Origin of the sequence: Amycolatopsis sp. 3B14, assembly GCF_050958625.1 — a bacterium.
Lineage (GTDB): Bacteria > Actinomycetota > Actinomycetes > Mycobacteriales > Pseudonocardiaceae > Amycolatopsis_E > Amycolatopsis_E thermoflava.
Genome location: NZ_JBHZEN010000090.1, coordinates 1 through 20,752 on the forward strand (window position 1 = coordinate 1; position 20,752 = coordinate 20,752).

The window sequence follows — 20,752 nt, forward strand, 5'->3', positions numbered from 1 at the left end:
TCGTTGCCGGGCGGCGGTTTTGTTTGTCAGCCCAATAGATTTTCGATTGTCGTTGTTGTTTCGGTGACCTCTCGCATTGCGGTCTCCAGCGCCGTTCCGCCCGGGCGGTGGCTCAACACCACCACGACGTATTGGTCCCCAGTCCCGACCACGCCGCTGGTGTGCGCGTCGACCCCGCCGCGGCCTGCTGCCCACCCCTGTTTGATCGCCCACGGTCGGCCCGGAAGCGCGTCCGGGATGCCGAAGTACTGGTCGACGCCGTCGGCTGCCACCTGGTGCGCGTTCCGGAGCGGGTCGAGTATCAGGTGCCGCTCGCGGGACGGCATCGCCAGCACCGCCCGGTAGATCTTGACCACGTCTTCGGCCGACAGGAGTGTGTCGCCCCAGCGGCCCGGGTCCGCGGGGGGCTCGGTGGCCGTCAGACCCAGCGAGGTCGCCGTGCGGCGGACGATGTCGGGGCCGCCGCCGGACTCCCACAGCTGGTTGGCGATCGCGTCGTCGCTGTAGGACAGCATTCTCGTCACCCGCGGGCTCGGGCGGTCGGGCGTCACGTGCCCGCGCTGCACCAGGTCGACGGCGATCAGCAGCTTCACCAGCGACGCCGACCGGTAACGCGTTCCGGCGCCCTCCTGGCGCAGGGTGCGGTTCTGCTTGCGGTCGTAGACGAGGACGCTCGTCGCCGAGGAGTCGGCCGGCACCGGCTCGGAAGCGTCGCCGCGGAGGGCGAGCGCGGCGCCGAGGGCCAGTGCGATCACGACGACGGCGACGACGAGGACGACGATCGGGCCACGGCGGAGTGGCCTGGTCTGCACGGACATGGTGATCAGCTTCGGCCGCGGATGTCCGTGTCCCGTCGTCGTCGTGTCATGGTTTTGCTACAGAGTCGCCGGAGTTGGTGAAACGCCGCCATAATCGGCCGGGTGCCGACATTGCTGTTGATCGAGGACGACCCGGCGGTCCGGGAAGGACTGTGCCTGGGCCTGCGCCGGCACGGTCACGACGTCGAACCGGCCGCCGACGGGGAGGCCGGCCTGCGGCTGCTCAACGCCCGCCGCCCGGACCTCGTGCTGCTCGACCTGATGCTGCCCGGCATCGACGGGTTCGAGGTGTGCCGCCGCATCCGCGCCACCGGCCCGGTCCCGATCATCATGCTCACCGCCCGCGGCGACGACATCGACGTGGTCGGCGGGCTCGAAGCCGGCGCGGACGACTACGTGGTCAAACCCGTGCAACCCCGCGTCCTCGACGCCCGCATCAAAGCGGTCCTCCGCCGCGGCGGCGCGGCAGGCCAGGCCCGCGAACAACACGGCGCCCTGACCATCGACCGCGCCGCCTGCGAGGTCACGAAGAACGGCGAACCGGTCCGCCTCACCCCCACCGAACTGCGGCTGCTGCTGGAACTGTCCCGCGTGCCCGGCCGCGTCCTCAGCCGCCAGCAACTGCTGGAACTGGTGTGGGAACACGACTACCTCGGCGACTCGCGGCTCGTCGACGCGTGCGTGCAGCGGTTGCGGGCGAAACTGGAGGACCAGCCCGCGGCGCCGGTGTACGTCCGCACCGTGCGCGGCTTCGGCTACCGGTTCGGTCCACTGTGATCAGACGGCTTCTCGCGCGGCTGCGGGGAATCCGGGCACGGCTGGTGCTGATCATCAGCCTCGTCGCGGTGCTGGCGACCGTCGGCGCGACCGGCGTCAACTACGTCACCGCGCGGCGCACCGTGCTCGCCGCGACACAGGACCAGGTGATGACCCGGCTGCGCGACGCCGTGGACGCCGCCGCCCCCGCCATCACCATGCCGCCGGACCAGGACAGCCTCACCGAGCTCGTGCGGACGCTGCCCGGGGTCGCGGCCGCCCGGTACGGCAAGTTGAGCGCCGGGCCCGCGGACTTCGTCCCCGCCGAGCTGGCGGAACGGGTCCGCGCCGAGCAACGCCTGGTGTTCCAGCGCGTCGACTCCTCCGGCGTCCCGGCCCTCGTGGTCGGCATGCCCGTCCTGACCACCGACACGAACTTCACCCGCGTGCCGTCCGGGCTGGAGGTGTACGGCTGGTACTCGCTGGGGGCCGAACAACACCAGATCAGCGAGTTCGCGCTCAACGGGTGGCGCACCGCCGCCGTCGCGGTGCCGCTGGCGGTCGTCCTGGCGTGGCTGGCCGCGGGCGCGGTGCTGCGACCGGTGCGGCGCCTGCGGGACGGCGCCCGCCAGCTCGCCCACGGCCGGCTGTCCACGCGCCTGCCCGAGCGCGGCGGCGACGAACTGGCGGAACTGGCGCGCACGTTCAACGAATCCGCCGCCAGCCTGGAGAAGTCGGTGGGGGAGCTGCGCCGCATGGAGGCCGACGCGCGCCGGTTCGTCGCCGACGTGTCGCACGAGCTGCGCACCCCGCTCGCCGCGATGACAGCCGTGACCGAGGTGCTCGACGAGGAGGCGGCGCGGCTGCAGGGCGACGCGGCCACGGCCACCCGGCTGGTCAGCGAGGAAACCCGCAAACTGACCCGGCTCGTCGACGACCTCATCGAGATCTCCCGCTTCGACAACGGCCGCGCCCGCATGGACCGGCGCGAGGCCGACCTCGGCGAGCTGATCGCCGCGACCCTGCGCACCCGGCAGTGGACCGAGCGCGTCGAGGCCGATCTGCCGCCCGGGATCATCGCCGCGGTGGACGCGCGGCGCTTCGACGTCATCGTGGCGAACCTGGTCGGCAACGCCCTGCGGCACGGCGAGCCGCCGGTGCGGGTGCGGCTGTCCGCGTCGGGCGCGGACGCCGTCGTCGAGGTCACCGACCACGGACCGGGCCTGCCCGACGACGTGCTCCCGCACGTGTTCGCCCGGTTCTACAAGGCCGACACCGCGCGATCGCGGTCGGAGGGGAGCGGACTCGGGTTGTCCATCGCGGAGAAGAACGCCGGACTCCACGGCGGCACGATCGAGGCCGGCAACAACCCGGGCGGCGGCGCCCGGTTCGTGCTGCGGCTGCCGGGGCGGTGGTGAGCGTGCGCTGGACCTGGCTGCTGCTCGTGCTGGTGCTCGCCGGCTGCGGGGTGCGCCCGACCGATCCGGTGCCCGCGGGCGACCCGCCGGTCGGGGCCGCGCCGGGGCCGATCCTGTTCTTCCTCAAGGCGGGCAAGCTCGCGCCCGTCGTCCGCCAGACCGGCCACCTCGGCACGGTGCCCGACGCGGTCACCCTGCTCCTGGCCGGGCCGAACACGCAGGAGGCCGCCGCCGGCTACGCGACCATGCTCCCCACCGGCGCACTCGGCGTCTCCGTCGGGGCACTGGACCAGGGGGTCGTCACGGTGAACCTCACCGCGCCGCTGGAAACCCTGCCCGAACTGGCGAAGGACCAGATCGCGTGCACGGTGATCGCGGTGCACGCCCAGACCGGTGCGCGGGCGGCCAACCTGCTCGTGCGGCTGATCGGGACGCCCGGCATCACTCAGGTCGACGGCTACCCCGTCGTCACCACACGACCCGAGGCGGAAACCCCGGCACAGGGCCGGTCCTGCCCGCTGCTGCGCTGAAGTTCAAACGCGACGGATGTGCAAGGTGTGTTACGACCGCCCGTTGCCGGGTACGAACTCGTAACCTGCCGGTTTCATCCCGGAGCGGTCGGCGAAACCCGTCTGCCGAAGCATCGATCACGCCGATGTCCGGTTCGGGGAAGGGGATGCGCATGCGAGGCTTCAGGGCGAGGAAGGTGGCGGCGCCGCAGGTGTCCGCCGACGTCGGCGCCTGGCTGCCCCGGCGCAGCAGCCAGGCGGGCGACTGGCCGGTGGCCGATCTGGTCGCCGCCAAGGGGGACACGACGGTCAGCGTGGTGATCCCGGCCAGGGACGAGGAGGCGACGGTCGGCGACATCGTGCGCACGATCCGCCGTGACCTCGTCGAACGCCACCAGCTGGTCGACGAGGTCATGGTCGTCGACTCGCGCTCGCAGGACGCGACCGCCCAGGTGGCGGCGGAAGCGGGCGCGACGGTGGTGGCGCAGGATTCGGTCCTGTCCGCCCTGCCCGGGCTGCAGGGCAAGGGGGAGGCCCTGTGGAAGGGGCTGGCGGCTTCCACCGGGGACATCGTCGTGTTCGTCGACGGCGATCTGTACGACTTCACCAGCGACTACGTCACCGGCCTGCTCGGCCCGCTGCTCACCGACGACTCCATCGCCTACGTCAAGGGCTTCTACCACCGGCCGCTGGTCGGCGCGGTGAGCACCGACGCCGACGGCGGCGGCCGCGTCACCGAGCTGGTGGCGCGCCCGCTGCTCAACCTCTACTGGCCCGAGCTGGCCGGGTTCGTGCAGCCGCTGGCCGGCGAGTACGCCGGGCGGCGCGAGGTGCTGGAGCGGGTGCCGTTCGTGGCGAACTACGGCGTCGAGGTCGGGCACCTGATCGACATCCTGGAGTCCTACGGGCTGGACGCGCTCGCGCAGGTCGACCTCGGCAAACGCACCCACCGGCACCAGAACACGCAGGCGCTGGGCCGGATGTCCGGCCAGATCATGCTGACCGTGTTCGACCGGCTCGAGCGCTACGGCCGGCTGGTGTCGGCCGAACCGCCCGCGACGATGCTCGCCCAGTTCCGCCGCGGCGAGTCCGGGCACGGTGTGGACCGCGAGCTGGTGGTCACCGACCTGGCGTGCGAGCAGCGCCCGCCGCTGGCGACGCTGCGCGCGGCGGACGGCTCGGGGCTGCGGGAGATCGCCTGACGCCTCACGTGGCGTCGTGGAAGACCAGGCCCAGGGTGTGGCGGATGCCGGTGCGGACGGTGCTCACGCCGTGCCGCACCGGCGCCGCCGACCAGCCGCGGGAGGACCGCACCGGCCGATCCCGCGTGGTGAAGATCAGGCCGTGGCCCTGCGGCAGCTGGGTCACCGTGCCGCGTGACTGCGCGCGCGGCCGCTGTTCGACCAGCAGGAACTCGCCGCCGGTGTGGTCGGTGCCGGGCGCGTCGAGCCCGATCACCACCTGCAGCGGGAACACCAGCTCGCCGTAGAGGTCGCGGTGCAGCGCGTTCCAGTCGCCTGCGCCGTAGCGCAGCAGGATCGGTGTCGGCCGGATCTGGCCGGCCCGGTGGCATCGATCCAGCCAGGTCTCCAGGTCATCCGGCCACGGCGCGTCCCAGCCCAGCTTCGCCGCCCAGTCCCGCGCGATCGGCAGCAGATGCGGGTAGAACGCCGCGCGCAGGCGGGCGACCGGATCCGGCAGCGGGTAGGCGAAGTAGCGGTACTGGCCGGAGCCGAACCGGAACCGCGCCATGTCGATCGTGGACCGGAAGCGGCCCACGTCGTCGTACAGCGCCGACAGCTCCCGGCACTCCCGCTCGCTGAGGATGGGCGGGGTGAGGGCGCAGCCGGTGTCGTTCAGTTCTGCCGTGAGAGCGGGCCAGTCGAAGCCCGCGACGTCCGAGATCACCCCGCCCAGTCTGCGCGCCCGGACGGCCGCGGGCTGGCGGAAATCAGTCGGCGAGACCGCCGTACGCGATCACCTTCGTGATGCGCGCCCGGACCAGCAGCTCGCCGGGCACGGCGTTGCGCTTGCCGAACTCGTCCGCCCGGTCCTCGCCCATGTAGCGCGCGCCGATGCGGGTCGACCAGTGCAGCATCTCGTCCAGGTCCTCGTGCAGCGTCGCCTCGGCGGTGAACTGGACGAACGCGAACGGCGGCTCCTGGTCGTCCACGCACAGCGACAACCGCGGGTCCCGCCGCAGCGCCCGGCCCTTCACCGACTCCGCGCCGGTGTTGAAGATCAGCTCGTCGGCGCCGTCGCCGGGGTTGACGACGAACCAGATGGGCGTCACGTGCGGGCTGCCGTCGGCGCGCGTGACGCCCAGCTTCCCGGTGCGCGTGCCCGCGGAGGCGAACTCCAGCCACTCGTCCCTGCTCAGTGCGTGCATGGGGGCGACCTTAGCGACGTGGGATCATGACGGGCATGTCGAGCGACGCACCGACCGCCGACGAGGCCGTCCGCACCATGCTGCTGCTCCTGCCGCGGCTGGTCGGCCGCGCCAAGAAGCTGCCGGTGCCGGAGCGGCTGCGCGACTTCAACCTGGCCCCGCGGCACCTGTCGCTGCTGTCCTACCTGCTGTTCGACGGGCCGATGACGGTCAACGAGCTGGCCGCGCGGCTCGAGGTCGCGCCCACCACCGTCAGCCTGATGGTCGGCGACCTCAGCCGCCGCGGGATCCTCGACCGCACGGAGGACGAGAGCGACCGGCGCCGCACGATCGTCAGCATCGCCGCGACCTACCGCGCCGAGGTCGAGGGCTGGCTCGCCGCCGGCGCCCGTGCCTGGCGCACCGCCCTCGATCCGCTCACCCCCGAGCAGCGGCGCCTGGTCATCGACACGCTGCGCACCTACGAGCGTGAAGTCGAGCGAGACAGGACGCCCAGGTAGCCCGCCCGTCTCCCACCACCGCCCTCAACCGACGCGCTTCGCGCGACTGTCCTAGTCTCAAGCGCTGTGCGTGACTCGGATCTGATCAGCGGGGGGCTGGTGGACGAGGGCCTGGCCCGGCGGCTCAAGGCGCTCGCCTGCACCGCGCCCCTGCACGACCTGGACGCGCGCAAGTCCAAGCTCGACTGGGCCGACGCGACCGTCTACCAGATGGCCGAGATCGCGTTGCACACGATCGACCTGGTCACCATCGCGATGGACTTCGACACCGGCGCCAACCACGACGACGTCGTCCGGCGCCTGCAGCCGTTCATCGCCGCGCAGGCCCCGCGCCGCCCGGCCGAGGAGCACCTGCGCGTCGCCCGCTGGGTGCTGGACAACCTGATCAACGTCGGCACCACCGACCGCGGCTTCCGCCGCGTCTACGGCAGCCTCGACGCGAACGGCACCTACCGGCGCCGCGCGTTCGACTTCAAACTGCTCGTCGAGCTGGCCGCGCCCGACGGCGAGGTGTACCTGCGCGCCAGCGACGAGGCGATCAACGTGCTGGTCGGCGCGCTGGACACCGACGTGGAGTCCGCGCAGATCGCGGCCGAGGTCAAGCTGGAGAACCTGATCAGCCGCGGCCGCCTCGCCGACGCCAAGCTCGCCGCCGAGCAGGCCCGCTACCGCACCGTCCAGTACGGCGAGACGCTGCGCGCCAAGCTGGACGCCACCCGCCGCGACGTGCGGGCGGTGGACTGGGACCGCGAGATGCCGGAGCTGCTGGACTCGGCGCTGACCCACATCGAGGCCCGCTTCCGCGCGGAGAACGCGATCCTGCGCAACATCACCGCCGCCCGCGACGAGGCCGAGGACGTCGACCACAAACGTCGCGCCGCCGAGCTGGTCGACATCGTCAGCGACTGCATCAGCCGCCACACCCAGCTGCAGGCCCGGCTGCAGGCCGCGGGCGCGGTGTTCCGTGCCGAGCAGGACCGCCAGCAGTTCTCCGGCCCGCCGCAGCGCGCCACCGTCGACCTGTTCGGCCAGATCCTGATGCCCGCCCTGGAGCTGCCCATCGCCGACGCCGTCGCGCCGCTGGAGTCCTGGTTCCACGCGTCGGCAGGCCTGGTGGTGCCGACCGTGCCCGCGCTGCCGTCGCTCGTCTCGCTGCTGCTGCGGCCCGCGCCCGAGCGGGACAAGGTGGTCGGCGAGGTGCCGGAGCCGGAGCTCGTCCCGCCGGAGAGCCTCGACCACTACAGTGACGAGCAGTGGCGGCGGGCCGACGAGCTGCTGGACCTGCCGGAGGTGCCGCGGCGGCTGTCCGGCGTGCTGGCCGAGGCCCGCGAGCTCGACCCGGAGCTGCCGCGTCTGGTGGCGCTGCGGGCGCTGCACTCCTACAGTCCCGAGGTGGGTGCCGCCGTCCGGCAGGGGGACGATCGGGCGCTGCTCGCCGTCGACGACGGCACGCTGCTGGAGGACCCCGAGTTCGGGGGAGCCGACCTGCTGCTCAGCACAGCGCGGCTCGAACGCGAGGAAGACGAAGAGGGGGCGGCATGAGGACTGCTTGCAGGTCCGAATCATTCAGCGCCATGCCTGCCGAGGCACTGCCGCGGCTTGCCGCGTCCGTTGAGGGGGCGGCATGACGCGTCCGGTCACGACCGGGGACGCCGAGAACGCGGCACGGCTGATCTCGTTCGGGATGCGGCCCAAGCACCTGCCCTCGCGCGACGTCGTCTACGCCGATCTGGTCCGCCGCTACGGCGAGGACAGCGCGTTCAAGCAGCTGACCAACTCGGTCGCCGCGGGGCTGGGCCTGATGGTGCTCGACGTGAGCCACCAGGCGGGCGCGGTGCTGGCCGCCACCGACGAGTCGGTGTTCGAGGTCAAGATGGACAGCTACGCGCGGCAGAGCAAGATCCGCGAGCGCCGCGACACCGAGAAGGTGTTGCACGGCCTCGTGCACCTCGCCACCGCCGCGCTGGGCTACCCGCGCCCGGACGACCTGGCCAACGACACCTACATCGGCCGGGTCAGCGTCGACCAGGTGGACGGCGTGGTGCGTGAGGCGTGCCGGATCCTCGACGAGCGCGCCGCGAAGGCCGAGGCCAACAACGACCCGCTGTCCGACTCGCCGGAGCTGGAACAGGCCTGGCGCGCCTACGCCCGCCGTCCCGAAGCGGCGGCCACCAAGGACGGCCGCCTGGCCTCGGACACCACCCGCGGCATGGTGTCCCGCGCGCTGCGGTTCCTGGCCGACCAGGGGTTCCTGGTGCAGGTCAGCGGCGAGCAGGGCGGCACCTACCGGACCACGCCGCGCTACCAGGTGCAGGTGCGGGAACTGGCCGCGGACAGCGCGTTCGAGGAGCTGCTGGCCCTCGGCGTGGTCGCGGTCTCCGACGGCGAGGGCACGCTGCGCCCGTCCATTTCGGACACTCTGTAGGGGGAGATCGGTGTACGAGCTTTCGCGGGTGCGCCTGCACTCCGTCGGTCCGGCGGGCGCGCGCTACCAGAACGTGCTGCTGGACTTCAGCGGCGTCGGCCCGCTGGTCAAGGCGCCGGCGCAGGACGCGTTGTTCACCGCCGGGATCCACTCCGCCGACGGCAGCCTGCCGCGGCGGCCGTCCCCGGCGAGCGTGCTGTTCCTGGAGAACGGCGGCGGCAAGTCGGTGCTGATCAAGCTGATCTTCTCGGTCATGCTGCCCGGACGGCGCCAGGTGGTGGGCACCACCAGCACGCGCGTGCTGGAGAAGTTCGTGATGGCCAAGGACGTCGCGCACGTCGTCCTGGAGTGGCAGCACACCGAGACCGGGCAGCGGGTGATCACCGGCAAGGTGTCGGAGTGGCGCGGGCACGTCGTGTCGAACGACCCGGCGAACCTGGTCGACTCGTGGTACTGCTTCCGGCCCACCGCCGCGCTCGGGCTGGAGTCGCTGCCGTTCACCGAGGACGGCCGCCTGCTGACCATGTCCGGGTTCGGCGAGCAGCTGGAGCGCGCGCACAAGGCCGAGCCGGAGCTGGAGCTGTTCACCACCCGCCGCCACCACGAGTGGACCGAGCGGCTGGACACCCTGGGCCTGGACACCGAGCTGTTCCGTTACCAGCGCGCGATGAACGCCGGCGAGGGTGAGGCGGCCGACGCGTTCGCGTTCACCTCCGACGAGGCGTTCGTCGAGTTCCTGCTGCGTGCGGTGATCCCCGAGGACGACCCGAAGGACCTGGCCGAGGTCGTGCAGACCTACGCGCACAACCTCGGGCAGCGCGGCGAGCTGATGTCCGAACGCGACTTCGTGGCCGGGGCGCTGGACCTGCTCACGCCGCTCACCGAGGAGGAGTCGCTCGCCGCCGCGTCCCGCAAACTCGCCGCGGTCGCGCGCGAGGAGGCCCGCGCGCTGGCCGGATCGGTGATCGCGCGGCACGAGCTGGAAGCGGAGCGCCTCGACGGGTTGAAGTCCTATGTGGACGAGACGCGGGACGCGGAGAAACTGGCCGACGGCGACTGCCGGCGCCGCAACGCCGTCGTCACCGAACTGCGCCGCGTGGTCGGGGAGATGCGGCTGGCCGACGCGACCGCGGAGAAGGCGCGGATCGACGAGGAACTGGCGAAGGCACGCGAGGCCGCGGCCGCGTGGCGCGAGACCGGCACCGTGCTCGCGCACGTGAACGCCGCGCGGAAGGCGACGGACATCCGCAAGCTCGTGGGCGACCGCGAGCAGAGCGCGAAACCGGCCCTGGAAGCCAAGAACGCGGCCGCCACCGCGCTCGCCCGCGGCCTGCTCGCGCTGGCGCGGGAGGCCGAGGAGCAGGCGCAGGCCGCCGAGGCCCGCGCGGAGACCGCCCGCACCGCCGCCGCGGCCGCGCAGGACCAGCGGGACGCGGCCACCGCCACCGCCGCCGGGCACCGCGCCGAACTGGGGCAGCTGACCCGCCGCATCGAGGAGGTGCGCGCGCAGGTGCAGCAGGCCGTCCGCGACGGGCTGCTCAGCGACGGCACCCAGGTCGCCGCCGCCGCGCAGGAGGCGCGCACGCGCGGCGAGAACGCGACCACCGAGCTGGCGGCGCGGGAGAGCGAACTCGAAGGGGTCGCCGAGGACCACGCCCAGGCGCAGGCCGCCTTGCACGCCGCGCAACAGCGGGCCGCGACCGCGCGGTCCCGGGCGGCCCACGCTGCCGAGGAACTGGCGAAGGCGCACCGGCGCTCGGACAGCCTCGCCGCGCACCCGCGGCTGCTGGAGCTGCTCGGCGGCGACAACGTCCAGCTGGAGACCGACACGCCCGCGCTGCTGACGCGGCTGCGCGAGGCGCGGGCCACCGCGGAACGCGAGCAGACTGCCCTGCGCATGGAGGAGTCGGTGGACGAGCGGGCGCTGGCGGCGCTCGGCTCCGGTGGGCTGCTGCCCGCGCCGCCGGAGGTCCAGTCCGCTTTGGACGTTCTGGAGGCGGCCGGGATCACCGCGTGGTCGGGCTGGCGCTATCTGTCCACGATGGACGCCGCAGGCCGCGAGCGCGTGTTGCGGGACCTGCCGCACCTGCTCGGCGGGGTGCTCGTCAACGACCCGGCGCAGCTGGACCGCGCACGGCAGGTGCTCGCCGACGCCAAGCTCCTGCCGAGCGTGGTGCTGCCGGTCGGCACCACGCAGGCGGTGCGGGCGCCAGGTGCGGCGCCGGGCGTGGACTTCCTGGTCCCGCCCAACCCCGCGATGTACGACGAGGAGGCGGCCGACACCGAGCGCCAGGCCATCGCCGCCCGGCACGCCCGCCGCCAGAAGCAGCTCGAAGCGCTCACCGAAGCGATCGGCGACGACGCCGCGCTGGAGTGGAAGCTCACCACGTGGCGCGAGGACTACCCGCCCGGCGCGCTGGCCACCCTCGCCGAGGAGGCCGAGGCCGCGGCCACCGAGCAGACCGAGGCCGAAGCCGCGGTGGTCGCCCAGGAGCGCGCGCTGGCCGATCTGGCCGCGCGCCGCACCCGGCTGCGGGAGGCGATCCCGGCCCTGCGTGCCGAGGCGCGTGACAGCGAGGTACGCGCCCGCAAGCTGGCCGAGCTGGCCGAGCGGGTCGTGCTGATTCCACAGTGGACCGAGACGGTCGAGCGCGCGCAGGAGATCGTCACGCGCGCCGAGGCCGAGGCGGAGCAGGCGGCGTCGCGCGCGGCCCGGCTGCGCGAGGAAGCGGCCGAAGAGCAGCGCACCGCCGACGGCCACCGCCGCACGGTCACCCACGCCCGCGCCGAGCTGGCCGAGGTGCCGGGCGGGGGATCGGTGTCCGAGGACGAGCCGGTGCCGAGCGAACCGGTCGACGCGCTGCGCCGGGCGTTCGCCGCGGCCAGCGACGCCTACGCCCGCGTCGAGGTCGGCAGCGACCTGCGGGCCGAGCTGGACCAGGCGGAGAGCGCCGAGTCCACGGCGCGGGCGGCCCTGGAGGCGCTGGACCCGGCGGTGCGGGAGCAGGCGGCGCGGCTGCTGGAGACCCCGGACGGGTCGGACGCCGCGACCCGCGCGGCCGCCCTGGCGCGGGCCGGGCGCACGGTGTCCGCGCTGGAGGCGGAGCACAGCGAGGCGATCGGCCTGGTCGCGACCTGCAAGGCCGAACTGGACCAGCTGCCCAAGCAGAACGCGTCGCTGGAGACCCGGCCGCGCGACGTCGAGCACGGCCGCGAGCTGATCGACGAGGCCGTCGAGGAGGCGTCGGCCGCGGCCCGCGCGCTGGAGGAGGCGCAGGCGCGGCGCGCGGAGGCCGAGCGCACGCTGGAGGCGGCCACCGCGTCCGCGGCCGGGTTCAAGATGCTCGCCGAGTCGATGGCGCACCTGGCGCCCGACGGCGAGCCGGAGACCGTGTTCGACGGCGATGTGGAAGCCGCGCAGGCCCGCTACCGCAAGCTGAACACGACGCTGACCGACGCCGAGGCGGCCGTCGACGCCGCGGAGAAGCGGGTGCGGGCGGCGGCGGACGCGCTTGCCCAGTACGCCACGGACAAGCGGTTCGAGAAGCTGACCAGCCCGGTGCGGCAGCAGATCGTGTCGGTGCGCCGGGACAGCCTGCCCGCGCACGCGCGGGAGTGGTCGGCCGCGTTGAAGCCGCGGCTGCGCACCCTGACCGACGACCTGGCGCAGATCGACCGGCACCGGTCCGGGATCGTCGCGCGGCTGCAGGGCATGGTCGAGGGCGCGCTGCGGATGCTGCGGTCGGCGCAACGGCTGTCGCGGCTGCCGGAGGGGCTCGGCGGCTGGTCCGGGCAGGAGTTCCTGCGCATCCGGTTCGGCGATCCGGAGGAGCCGCAGCTGTCCGAGGCGCTCGGGCAGGTCGTCGACGAGGCGGCGGTCGGGAAGACCAGCGACGGCCGGGACGTCAAGCGCGACGGGATGTCGCTGGTGCTGCGTGGCGTGCGGGCCGCGGTGCCCAAGGGGTTCCGGGTGGACATCCTCAAGCCGGACTCGGTGCTGCGCACGGAACGCCAGCGGGTGTCCGAGATCCGCGACGTGTTCTCCGGCGGGCAGCAGCTCACCGCGGCGATCATCCTGTACTGCACGCTGGCCGCGCTGCGGGCCAACAACCGCGGGCTCGTGCGCAACCGGCACTCCGGCGTGCTGTTCCTGGACAACCCGATCGGCCGCGCGTCCGCCGGGTACCTGCTGGAGCTGCAGCGGGTCGTCGCGGAGGCGCTCGGGGTGCAGCTGATCTACACGACGGGCCTGTTCGACGCCGGCGCGCTGTCCGAGTTCCCGCTGATCGTCCGGCTGCGCAACGACGCGGACCTCCGGGCGGGCCGCAAGTACCTCTCGGTCGACGCGACGATCCGCAACCACCTCGACGACCTGGGCGAGCCGGACGGCACCGCCCGCATCTCCGCGACGCGGCTGTTCACCAAGCCGGGGGAGCAGGCCCCCGCCTGACGCGAGTTCCACGCTCCCGCGCCCGGGCTCCACGTTCGGTGGGCGGCCGGCAGCTGAGGAGCGGTCAGCCCCGGATGGCCGCCTGGTAGGCAGCCAGCTCCGCCGCGTCGTCGATGCTGCCGTGGTGGTGGAACTGCGCCCAGCGGCCGTCCTCGTAGCGGAAGTAGCGGCTGGTGCGGATCCGCAGCGGCACTTCGCGGCCGTCGACGACGTAGGAGCCCGTCTCGCGCCCGGCGAACAACGCGTGCTCGTCGCCGGCGTACTCGACGACGTCGCCGAAGGTGACTGTCACGCGCGCCGGGCCGTGGAACACCTTGTCGTACAGCGCCGAGATGGCTTCGCCGCCGCGGAGGATGCCGCCCAGCGGGTTGTTCAGCTGGGCCAGCGCGTCCTGCGTCCAGACCCGGGCGAAGACGTCGGAGTCCCGCTGGTTGAAGGCGAAGTAGAACGTTTCCAGTGCGGCGAGCGCGCCCTCGATCCCCGGTGCGGTGGCCGCGTCCAGCCGGTTGCGGGAGTCCGGGCCGAAGGTGGCCGCGAGGCGTCGGGTCATGTCCGCTCCTGGGGTCTAGAGTGTTCGATGGAGGTCGACCACATGAGTGTACGACAAGCATCGAACACAGCGCGAGCGCGCGGCCTGACCCACGTCCACCCGAAGGACGTGCCGCTGCAGGACGCACTGACCGCCGTCGCCGATCCGGTGCGCCGCGCGATCCTGCGCGAGCTGGCGGAGCTGCCCGACTGGACCAAGGCGTGCGGCACGTTCGACCTGCCGGTCACGAAGGCCACCCGCAGCCACCACTTCGCAGTGCTGCGCGCGGCCGGCCTGATCGAACAACGCGACGAGGGCCCGCGACGGCTGAACCGCCTGCGCCGCCCCGAGTTCGACGAGGCGTTCCCGGGCCTGCTCGACCTCGTGCTGTCTAGTCCTTCCGACCGTTGAGCGCGAGCCCCGCGCCCAGCCCGATCATCACCAGCCCGCCGGTGCCGCCGACCAATTCGAGCCGCTTGGGGGACCGGGCGAACCACGCGCGGGCCGTGCCGGCGACCAGGGCCCACGCGCTGTCCGACACGACCGCGATCACCGGCAGCGCGATGCCCAGCACCAGGATCTGCGCCACCACCCCGCCCGCCGCGTGGTCGACGAACTGCGGCAGCACCGCGGCCAGGAACACGATCGACTTCGGGTTGGCGAACCCGACGACGAACCCGTCGCGCAGAACGGTCAGGGTGCGGCCGCGCGTGGCGGGCGCCGCCGCCGCCAGCGCCTCGGACAGCTTCCGCCGGTGCCGCACCGCCTGCACGCCCAGGTAGACCAGGTACGCGGCCCCGGCCAGCTTGATGACCGTGAACACCGTGGCCGACGTCTGTACGATCGCGCCCAGCCCGAACGCGACCGCCACCACCTGCGTGTACACGCCGGCGGCGTTGCCGAGCACGGTGATCAGCGCGTCCCGCCGCCCCACGGTCAGCGCGCGGCTCACGGTGAACAGCACGCTCGGTCCGGGCACGACGACCATCAGGAACACCAGAGCGGCGAACGCCGCGAAATGGCTGGGCGAGACCATCGGCAGAGGGTATCGCCGCCGCCGCACGGGTGACCAATGTTTATCCGCCCGCCGGCCCGCCAACCCCCGGATAGTGACCGGATACCCGCCCAGTGACCCGACCGAGCCCGACTACGGCCGGCTGTGGGCCGGCGGGGTGGCGACCGCGGTCGTCGCCGCGCTGGTCGCCGTCGTCGGTCTGCTGATCGCCCGCGGCCTGTTCGGCGTCGCCGTACTGGCCCCGAAGGGCAACGGCATCTGGGGCAACGCCAACACCGTCACCTACGCGCTGTGCGCGGCGGCCGCGGCGCTGCTCGCGACCGGGCTGATGCACGTGCTCAGCCTCGGCACCTCGGCGCCCGCCCAGTTCTTCGGCTGGATCATGGTGCTGCTCACCGCGATCGCGATCGTGCTGCCGCTGACGCTGGCCGTGCAGGTGGACGCCAAGATCGCGACCGCCCTGATCAACCTCGCGATCGGCGCGGTGATCGCGCTGCTGGTGAGCACGGTGGCGGGCACGGCCCGTCGCCGTCGTCGCGAGCGTGACGCGCCCACGGCCACCCTCAAGTGGGACCAGGGCCCGCACTACTACTCCTGAAACTGTCGGTGCCCGGTGGTAGAACCGCCGGGTGAGCACGAAACTGGGGAACGACCAGCGCCGCGCCCGCCTGGTGACGCGGCACCACCTCCACGCGCCAGCCGAGGATCCCGTCGCGGTCGCGGAGAGCCTGGTCGCCCTGCACGCGACCGATCCGGCCACCGTCCACCTCTCGGTGCTGGCGCGGTCGCGAGCGGGCACGGAGGACGTCGAGCGCGCCCTCTACGACGACCGCACGCTGGTCCGGATGCTCGGCATGCGCCGCACGATGTTCGTCGTGCCCGCCGCGCTCGTGCCGGTCGTCCAGGCCGCCTGCGCCGACGACATCGCCGTCAAGCAGCGCAAGCTGCTCCTCCAGCACCTGGCCACCGCGGAGCTCGACGGCGACCTGAGCGCGTGGCTCGCCGAGGTCGAGGACGGCGCGCACGCCGCGTTGAAGGCCCGCGAGCCCGCCTTCGCCCAGCAGATCGCCGACGGCGAGCCGCGCCTGCGCACCGAGATCGTCGTGGCCGCGGGCAAGCCGTACGAGTCGCGCGGCTACATCACCAACCGCGTGCTGTTCCTGCTCGCCGCGTCCGGCCGGATCGTTCGCGGCCGCCCCCGCGGCACCTGGCTGTCCACCCAGTACGCCTGGTCGACCACGGAGACCTGGCTGCCCGGGCTCGAACCGGTGGACGCCGACACCGCCCGCGTCGAGCTCGCCCGCCGCTGGCTGCGCGCCTTCGGTCCGGCCCCGGTCGCCGACCTGAAGTGGTGGACCGGCTGGACCGCGGGCCAGGTGAAGAAGGCGCTCACCGCGGTCGGCCCGGCGGAGGTGGACCTCGACGCCGGCCCCGGCATCGCGCTGCCCGGCGACGACGAGCCGGTCCCGGAGCCGGAGCCGGTCGCCGCGCTGCTCCCGGCGCTGGACCCGACCCCGATGGGCTGGCAGGAGCGCGGCTGGTTCCTGGGGGAGCACCAGCCGCTGCTGTTCGACCGCACCGGCAACATCGGCCCGACCGTGTGGTGGGAGGGCCGGGTCGTCGGCGGGTGGGGGCAGCGCCCGGACGGCGAGATCGCGATCCGTCTGCTGGAGGACATCGGGGCCGACGGAACGGCGGCCGTGGAGGCCGCCGCCGAACGGTTGCACGGTCGTCTCGGCGGGGTCGCCGTCATACCGAAATTCCGCACTCCCGTCGAGCGAGATCTGTCATCTTGATCGTCATCTTGATCGATTCCCCACGGTGGTGCACATCTCGTTAGGGTGTGCGAGTAGACGCAGGCCAGCCCAGCTAGGGTTGGCCTGAGCCCGAAGATGTGTGCCCGGTTCCGCGGAGCCGGGACGGACCCGAGGAGAGAAGCAGCAGTGACGGTTCGCGTAGGTGTGAACGGCTTCGGTCGGATCGGCCGCAACTTCTTCCGCGCCGTGCAGGCCGCGGGCCATGACATCGAGGTGGTCGCGTTCAACGACCTCGGCGATGTCGCGACCATGGCGCAGCTGCTCAAGTACGACAGCGTCCTGGGCCGCTACCCCGAAGAGGTCAAGGTCAGCGACGACGGCATCGTCGTCGGCGGCAAGACCATCAAGGCGCTCGCCGAGCGCGACCCGGCCAACCTGCCGTGGGGCGACCTGGGCGTGGACGTCGTCGTCGAGTCCACCGGCTTCTTCACCAACGCCGACGCCGCCAAGGCCCACATCGCCGGTGGCGCCAAGAAGGTCATCATCTCCGCGCCCGCCAAGGGTGAGGACCTGACCGTCGTGCTGGGCGTCAACGACAACCTCTACGACGGCTCGCAGACGATCATCTCCAACGCGTCCTGCACCACCAACTGCCTCGGCCCGCTCGCCAAGGTCCTCCACGAGGCCTTCGGCATCGAGAAGGGCCTGATGACCACCATCCACGCCTACACGCAGGACCAGAACCTGCAGGACGGCCCGCACAAGGACCCGCGCCGCGCCCGCGCCGCCGCCCTGAACGTCGTGCCGACCTCCACCGGCGCCGCCAAGGCCATCGGCCTCGTGCTGCCCGAGCTGAACGGCAAGCTGGACGGCTACTCGCTGCGCGTCCCGGTGCCCACCGGCTCGATCACCGACCTCACCGTCGACCTGGCCAAGAAGGCCTCCGTCGAGGAGATCAACGCCGCGTACAAGGCCGCCGCCGAGGGCCCGCTGGCCGGCATCCTGCGCTACAGCGAGGACCCGATCGTCTCCAGCGACATCGTCAACGACCCGGCCTCGTGCATCTTCGACGCGCCGCTGACCAAGGTCATCGACAACCAGGTGAAGGTCTTCGGCTGGTACGACAACGAGTGGGGCTACTCGAACCGCCTCGCGGACCTGGTCAAGCTCGTCGGCTCGAAGCTCTCCTGAGGCCATGGCAGTCAAGACTCTCGAAGACCTGCTGTCCGAGGGTGTCTCCGGGCGGCGCGTTCTGGTCCGGTCGGACCTGAACGTGCCGCTCGACGGCTCGGTCATCACCGACGATGGCCGGGTGCGCGCCGCGCTGCCGACCATCCGGCGGCTGGCCGAGGCCGGCGCGAAGGTGATCGTGGCGGCCCACCTCGGCCGCCCGAAGGGCACCCCCGAGGCCAAGTACTCGCTGCGCCCGGTCGCCGACCGGCTCGGCGAGCTGCTCGGCAAGGAGGTCCGCCTGGCCGGTGACGTGGTCGGCGAGCAGGCCCGCGCGGTCGTCGCCGACCTGGCCGACGGCGACGTCGCCCTGCTGGAGAACGTGCGGTTCGACCCGCGCGAGACCAGCAAGGTCTCGGACGAGCGGGCCGAGCTGGCCCGCGACCTCGCCGCCCTGACCGGAGAAGGCGGCGCCTTCGTCTCCGACGGCTTCGGCGTGGTGCACCGCAAGCAGGCCTCGGTCTACGACGTGGCCCGCGCGCTGCCCGCCTACGCCGGCGGCCTGGTGCTCGCCGAGCTGGAGGTGCTGAGCAAGCTGACCGGCGACCCGCAGCGGCCCTACGTGGTCGTGCTCGGCGGGTCGAAGGTGTCGGACAAGCTCGCCGTGATCGAGGCGCTGCTGCCGAAGGTCGACCGGCTGCTCATCGGCGGCGGCATGGCCTTCACGTTCCTGTCCGCCCAGGGCCACAGCGTGGGCTCCTCCCTGCTGGAGCAGGACTACGTGGAGACCGCGCGCAAGCTGCTGGCCGAGCACGCCGACAAGATCGTCGTGCCCTCCGACGTGGTGGTGGCGGACAAGTTCGCCGCCGACGCGGCCACCGACACCGTCGCGGCGGAGAAGATCCCGGACGGCTGGATGGGCCTGGACATCGGCCCGCGGACCACCGAGCACTTCGCGGCCGAGGTCGCCGCGGCGAAGACGGTGTTCTGGAACGGCCCGGCGGGCGTGTTCGAGATGGCCCCGTTCGCGGCGGGCACCAAGGGCGTCGCGCAGGCGATCGCGGACTCGGACGCGTTCAGCGTGGTCGGCGGCGGCGACTCGGCGGCCGCGGTGCGCGTGCTGGGCCTGCCGGAGGAGAAGTTCTCGCACATCTCGACCGGTGGTGGCGCTTCCCTGGAGTACCTCGAGGGCAAGGAACTGCCGGGCGTCGCGGTGCTGGAAGGTGATGCCTGATGGCGCGCAAGCCGTTCATCGCGGGCAACTGGAAGATGAACCTCAACCACCTCGAGGCCATCGCCCTGGTGCAGAAGATCGCCTTCTCGCTGCCGGAGAAGTACTACGCGAAGGTGGACGTCGCGGTGCTCCCGCCGTTCACCGACATCCGCAGCATCCAGACCCTGGTCGACGGGGACAAGCTGCTGCTGACCTACGGCGCGCAGGACCTCTCGCCGCACGACTCCGGGGCCTACACCGGTGACGTGTCCGGTCCGATGCTCGCCAAGCTCGGGTGCTCCTACGTGACGGTCGGGCACTCCGAGCGGCGCGAGTACCACCACGAGGACGACGAGCTGGTCGGCAAGAAGGTGCGGGCGGCGCTCAAGCACGGCATCAAGCCGATCCTGTGCGTGGGGGAGAAGCTGGAGGTGCGGGAGGCCGGCGGCCACGTCGACCACTGCCACCAGCAGCTGCTCGCCGCGCTCAAGGGGCTCAAGGCCGAGCAGGTCAAGGACGTCGTGGTGGCGTACGAGCCGGTGTGGGCGATCGGCACCGGCAAGGTCGCGACGGCGACCGACGCCGAGGAGGTGTGCAAGGCGCTGCGCGGCGCACTGGCCGACAAGTACGGCGCCGAGGTGGCCGACGAGGTCCGCGTGCTGTACGGCGGGTCGGTCAAATCGGGCAACATCGCCGAACTCGTCGCGTGCGACAACATCGACGGCGCGCTGGTCGGCGGGGCGAGCCTGCAGGCCGACGAGTTCACCAAGCTCTGTGCGCTGGCTGCCGGTGGGCCGCTGCCGTAACCAGGGGGTCGGCGAGTAGTCTGGCAACCTCAGACCGTCACACGATCAGGCAACTGCCGAACACCAGAGGATGAGATGAAGCTGTTCCTGCAAATCCTGCTGATCGCGTCCAGCGTGCTGCTCGTGATCGCCGTGCTGCTGCACCGCGGGCGCGGTGGCGGGTTGTCCTCGCTGTTCGGCGGTGGCATGCAGTCGAGCCTCGCGGGGTCGAGCGTGGCCGAGAAGAACCTCGACCGCATCACCCTGCTGCTGGGTGCCATCTGGCTGATCAGCATCGTGGGCCTGGGCCTGCTGCTGAAGGTGTGACGGACACTGAACGCACGGGCGTGCCTATGGGGGGTGCGCCGCCTATCCACACTGTGAGGATTCATGGTTGGCGGTAACGCAATCAGAGGCACCAGGGTCGGTGCCGGTCCGTCCGGCGAGTCGGAGCGCGGCGAGGCCGCTCCCCGCCGCCGGGTGTCGTACTGGTGTGCCAACGGGCACGAGTCCAAGCCGTCGTTCGCCATGGACGCGGAGGTGCCGGACGAGTGGGACTGCCCGCGTTGCGGGCTGCCTGCCGGCCAGGACGAGAAGAACCCGCCGGCCGCGCCGCGGACCGAGCCCTACAAGACCCACCTGGCGTACGTGAAGGAGCGACGCAGCGACGCCGACGGTGAGGCCATCCTCGCCGAGGCGCTCGAGCGCCTGCGTCAGCGCCGTCAAATCTGAGGAAGCGCTTTCTCCGAACGGACCCCGCCTCGCCGGCCTAGCCCCGGCGGGCAGGGTCCGTTCGTGCTTGAACACGCCGCAGACCACTACAAACAGGCAGCCGGCCACAAAAGCCGCCACCCTCCCGAACCACCCCTCTCCCAACCCGATCCCCAGCCTTCTTTGGCGGTCGACCAGGCGTGTCAAGGCACGCTTTCCCGCCTTGACACGCCTGCTCGACCGCCAAAACACTGAAAGATCGGGGTCGGGAGGGGCAGACCGGGGCGTAGCGAAGCGAAGCCCGGCG

21 protein-coding genes are annotated in these 20,752 nt (G+C 72.5%); 16 read left to right on the forward strand and 5 right to left on the reverse strand.

What is annotated here, in order from left to right:
* Nucleotides 1-26 precede the first annotated feature (26 nt).
* Entirely contained in the window at nt 27-818 is a 792-nt protein-coding gene (locus ACCP09_RS37070) for a serine hydrolase (RefSeq protein WP_433753609.1), read from the reverse strand.
* A gap of 102 nt (nt 819-920) precedes the next feature.
* Between ACCP09_RS37070 and ACCP09_RS37075 the strand changes: the two genes are divergently transcribed.
* The 4 genes from ACCP09_RS37075 to ACCP09_RS37090 all read left to right on the forward strand — a co-directional run bounded on the left by ACCP09_RS37075 (nt 921) and on the right by ACCP09_RS37090 (nt 4,703).
* Nucleotides 921-1,595 carry a response regulator transcription factor gene (locus ACCP09_RS37075; RefSeq protein WP_123685939.1) on the forward strand — a complete coding sequence of 225 codons (675 nt, stop codon included), beginning with the start codon at nt 921-923 and terminating at the stop codon, nt 1,593-1,595.
* Nucleotides 1,592-2,992: an ATP-binding protein gene (locus tag ACCP09_RS37080; RefSeq protein ID WP_431911231.1), complete on the forward strand. Its 1,401-nt coding sequence runs from the start codon at nt 1,592-1,594 to the stop codon at nt 2,990-2,992. The genes ACCP09_RS37075 and ACCP09_RS37080 overlap by 4 nt, the downstream gene beginning before the upstream one ends.
* A gap of 2 nt (nt 2,993-2,994) precedes the next feature.
* Complete coding sequence (locus ACCP09_RS37085; protein WP_228684518.1) at nt 2,995-3,522, forward strand: hypothetical protein; 528 nt, start codon at nt 2,995-2,997, stop codon at nt 3,520-3,522.
* A gap of 152 nt (nt 3,523-3,674) precedes the next feature.
* Nucleotides 3,675-4,703, forward strand: coding sequence for a glucosyl-3-phosphoglycerate synthase (locus ACCP09_RS37090; protein ID WP_123687289.1), 1,029 nt, complete (start codon nt 3,675-3,677; stop codon nt 4,701-4,703).
* Between the two features lie 4 nt (nt 4,704-4,707).
* Here ACCP09_RS37090 and ACCP09_RS37095 read toward each other — a convergent pair whose 3' ends face one another.
* A complete protein-coding gene (locus ACCP09_RS37095; RefSeq protein ID WP_123685941.1) occupies nt 4,708-5,409 on the reverse strand; it encodes a 2OG-Fe(II) oxygenase in 702 nt (233 codons plus the stop codon).
* A gap of 43 nt (nt 5,410-5,452) precedes the next feature.
* A complete protein-coding gene (locus ACCP09_RS37100; protein WP_123685942.1) occupies nt 5,453-5,890 on the reverse strand; it encodes a PPOX class F420-dependent oxidoreductase in 438 nt (145 codons plus the stop codon).
* Nucleotides 5,891-5,925: 35 nt separating this feature from the next.
* Here ACCP09_RS37100 and ACCP09_RS37105 point away from each other — a divergent pair, with 35 nt between their 5' ends.
* From ACCP09_RS37105 to ACCP09_RS37120, 4 genes are all read left to right on the forward strand, one after another.
* Entirely contained in the window at nt 5,926-6,390 is a 465-nt protein-coding gene (locus ACCP09_RS37105) for a MarR family winged helix-turn-helix transcriptional regulator (protein WP_027928723.1), read from the forward strand.
* A gap of 66 nt (nt 6,391-6,456) precedes the next feature.
* Nucleotides 6,457-7,932 carry a hypothetical protein gene (locus ACCP09_RS37110; protein WP_020422324.1) on the forward strand — a complete coding sequence of 492 codons (1,476 nt, stop codon included), beginning with the start codon at nt 6,457-6,459 and terminating at the stop codon, nt 7,930-7,932.
* Between the two features lie 82 nt (nt 7,933-8,014).
* The gene (locus ACCP09_RS37115; protein ID WP_020422323.1) at nt 8,015-8,815 is read left to right on the forward strand and encodes a hypothetical protein; all 801 of its coding nucleotides are present in this window, start codon (nt 8,015-8,017) and stop codon (nt 8,813-8,815) included.
* Between the two features lie 10 nt (nt 8,816-8,825).
* Complete coding sequence (locus tag ACCP09_RS37120; RefSeq protein ID WP_433753614.1) at nt 8,826-13,265, forward strand: hypothetical protein; 4,440 nt, start codon at nt 8,826-8,828, stop codon at nt 13,263-13,265.
* A gap of 64 nt (nt 13,266-13,329) precedes the next feature.
* On the opposite strand, the gene ACCP09_RS37125 is transcribed toward ACCP09_RS37120, so the two are convergent.
* Nucleotides 13,330-13,815 (reverse strand): YybH family protein, encoded by a 486-nt coding sequence (locus ACCP09_RS37125; protein WP_433753615.1) that lies wholly within the window; start codon nt 13,813-13,815, stop codon nt 13,330-13,332.
* A gap of 42 nt (nt 13,816-13,857) precedes the next feature.
* On the opposite strand from ACCP09_RS37125, the gene ACCP09_RS37130 reads away from it, so the two are divergent.
* Nucleotides 13,858-14,205 carry an ArsR/SmtB family transcription factor gene (locus ACCP09_RS37130; protein ID WP_027928726.1) on the forward strand — a complete coding sequence of 116 codons (348 nt, stop codon included), beginning with the start codon at nt 13,858-13,860 and terminating at the stop codon, nt 14,203-14,205.
* On the opposite strand, the gene ACCP09_RS37135 is transcribed toward ACCP09_RS37130, so the two are convergent.
* A complete protein-coding gene (locus tag ACCP09_RS37135; RefSeq protein ID WP_027928727.1) occupies nt 14,186-14,830 on the reverse strand; it encodes a LysE family translocator in 645 nt (214 codons plus the stop codon). The two genes, ACCP09_RS37130 and ACCP09_RS37135, sit on opposite strands and share 20 nt — an antisense overlap.
* A gap of 73 nt (nt 14,831-14,903) precedes the next feature.
* Here ACCP09_RS37135 and ACCP09_RS37140 point away from each other — a divergent pair, with 73 nt between their 5' ends.
* From ACCP09_RS37140 to ACCP09_RS37170, 7 genes are all read left to right on the forward strand, one after another.
* A complete protein-coding gene (locus ACCP09_RS37140; protein ID WP_027928728.1) occupies nt 14,904-15,407 on the forward strand; it encodes a DUF6069 family protein in 504 nt (167 codons plus the stop codon).
* A gap of 31 nt (nt 15,408-15,438) precedes the next feature.
* A complete protein-coding gene (locus ACCP09_RS37145) occupies nt 15,439-16,605 on the forward strand; it encodes a winged helix DNA-binding domain-containing protein (RefSeq protein ID WP_378366098.1) in 1,167 nt (388 codons plus the stop codon).
* 147 nt (nt 16,606-16,752) lie between these two features.
* On the forward strand, nt 16,753-17,757 hold the full coding sequence (gap, locus tag ACCP09_RS37150) for a type I glyceraldehyde-3-phosphate dehydrogenase (RefSeq protein WP_026153206.1): 1,005 nt from the start codon (nt 16,753-16,755) through the stop codon (nt 17,755-17,757).
* Between the two features lie 4 nt (nt 17,758-17,761).
* The gene (locus ACCP09_RS37155) at nt 17,762-18,970 is read left to right on the forward strand and encodes a phosphoglycerate kinase (protein WP_433753619.1); all 1,209 of its coding nucleotides are present in this window, start codon (nt 17,762-17,764) and stop codon (nt 18,968-18,970) included.
* Complete coding sequence (gene tpiA / locus ACCP09_RS37160; RefSeq protein ID WP_027928731.1) at nt 18,970-19,755, forward strand: triose-phosphate isomerase; 786 nt, start codon at nt 18,970-18,972, stop codon at nt 19,753-19,755. Before ACCP09_RS37155 ends, tpiA begins: the two co-directional genes overlap by 1 nt.
* A 75-nt stretch (nt 19,756-19,830) precedes the next feature.
* Nucleotides 19,831-20,061: a preprotein translocase subunit SecG gene (secG, locus tag ACCP09_RS37165; protein ID WP_017983033.1), complete on the forward strand. Its 231-nt coding sequence runs from the start codon at nt 19,831-19,833 to the stop codon at nt 20,059-20,061.
* A 63-nt stretch (nt 20,062-20,124) separates the two neighbouring features.
* On the forward strand, nt 20,125-20,466 hold the full coding sequence (locus ACCP09_RS37170) for an RNA polymerase-binding protein RbpA (protein WP_026153205.1): 342 nt from the start codon (nt 20,125-20,127) through the stop codon (nt 20,464-20,466).
* The last annotated feature ends 286 nt before the right edge of the window (nt 20,467-20,752 follow it).

Excerpts from the sequence above, each read along its gene's own strand:
- ACCP09_RS37115 (WP_020422323.1), top strand. The coding sequence starts at position 8,015 with ATGACGCGTCCGGTCACGACCGGGGACGCCGAGAACGCGGCACGGCTG.
- tpiA (WP_027928731.1), top strand. The coding sequence starts at position 18,970 with ATGGCGCGCAAGCCGTTCATCGCGGGCAACTGGAAGATGAACCTCAAC.
- ACCP09_RS37155 (WP_433753619.1), top strand. The coding sequence starts at position 17,762 with ATGGCAGTCAAGACTCTCGAAGACCTGCTGTCCGAGGGTGTCTCCGGG.
- ACCP09_RS37105 (WP_027928723.1), top strand. The coding sequence starts at position 5,926 with ATGTCGAGCGACGCACCGACCGCCGACGAGGCCGTCCGCACCATGCTG.
- ACCP09_RS37090 (WP_123687289.1), top strand. The coding sequence starts at position 3,675 with ATGCGAGGCTTCAGGGCGAGGAAGGTGGCGGCGCCGCAGGTGTCCGCC.
- ACCP09_RS37125 (WP_433753615.1), bottom strand. The coding sequence starts at position 13,815 with ATGACCCGACGCCTCGCGGCCACCTTCGGCCCGGACTCCCGCAACCGG.
- ACCP09_RS37170 (WP_026153205.1), top strand. The coding sequence starts at position 20,125 with ATGGTTGGCGGTAACGCAATCAGAGGCACCAGGGTCGGTGCCGGTCCG.
- ACCP09_RS37070 (WP_433753609.1), bottom strand. The coding sequence starts at position 818 with ATGTCCGTGCAGACCAGGCCACTCCGCCGTGGCCCGATCGTCGTCCTC.
- ACCP09_RS37135 (WP_027928727.1), bottom strand. The coding sequence starts at position 14,830 with ATGGTCTCGCCCAGCCATTTCGCGGCGTTCGCCGCTCTGGTGTTCCTG.
- ACCP09_RS37130 (WP_027928726.1), top strand. The coding sequence starts at position 13,858 with ATGAGTGTACGACAAGCATCGAACACAGCGCGAGCGCGCGGCCTGACC.
- secG (WP_017983033.1), top strand. The coding sequence starts at position 19,831 with ATGAAGCTGTTCCTGCAAATCCTGCTGATCGCGTCCAGCGTGCTGCTC.
- ACCP09_RS37100 (WP_123685942.1), bottom strand. The coding sequence starts at position 5,890 with ATGCACGCACTGAGCAGGGACGAGTGGCTGGAGTTCGCCTCCGCGGGC.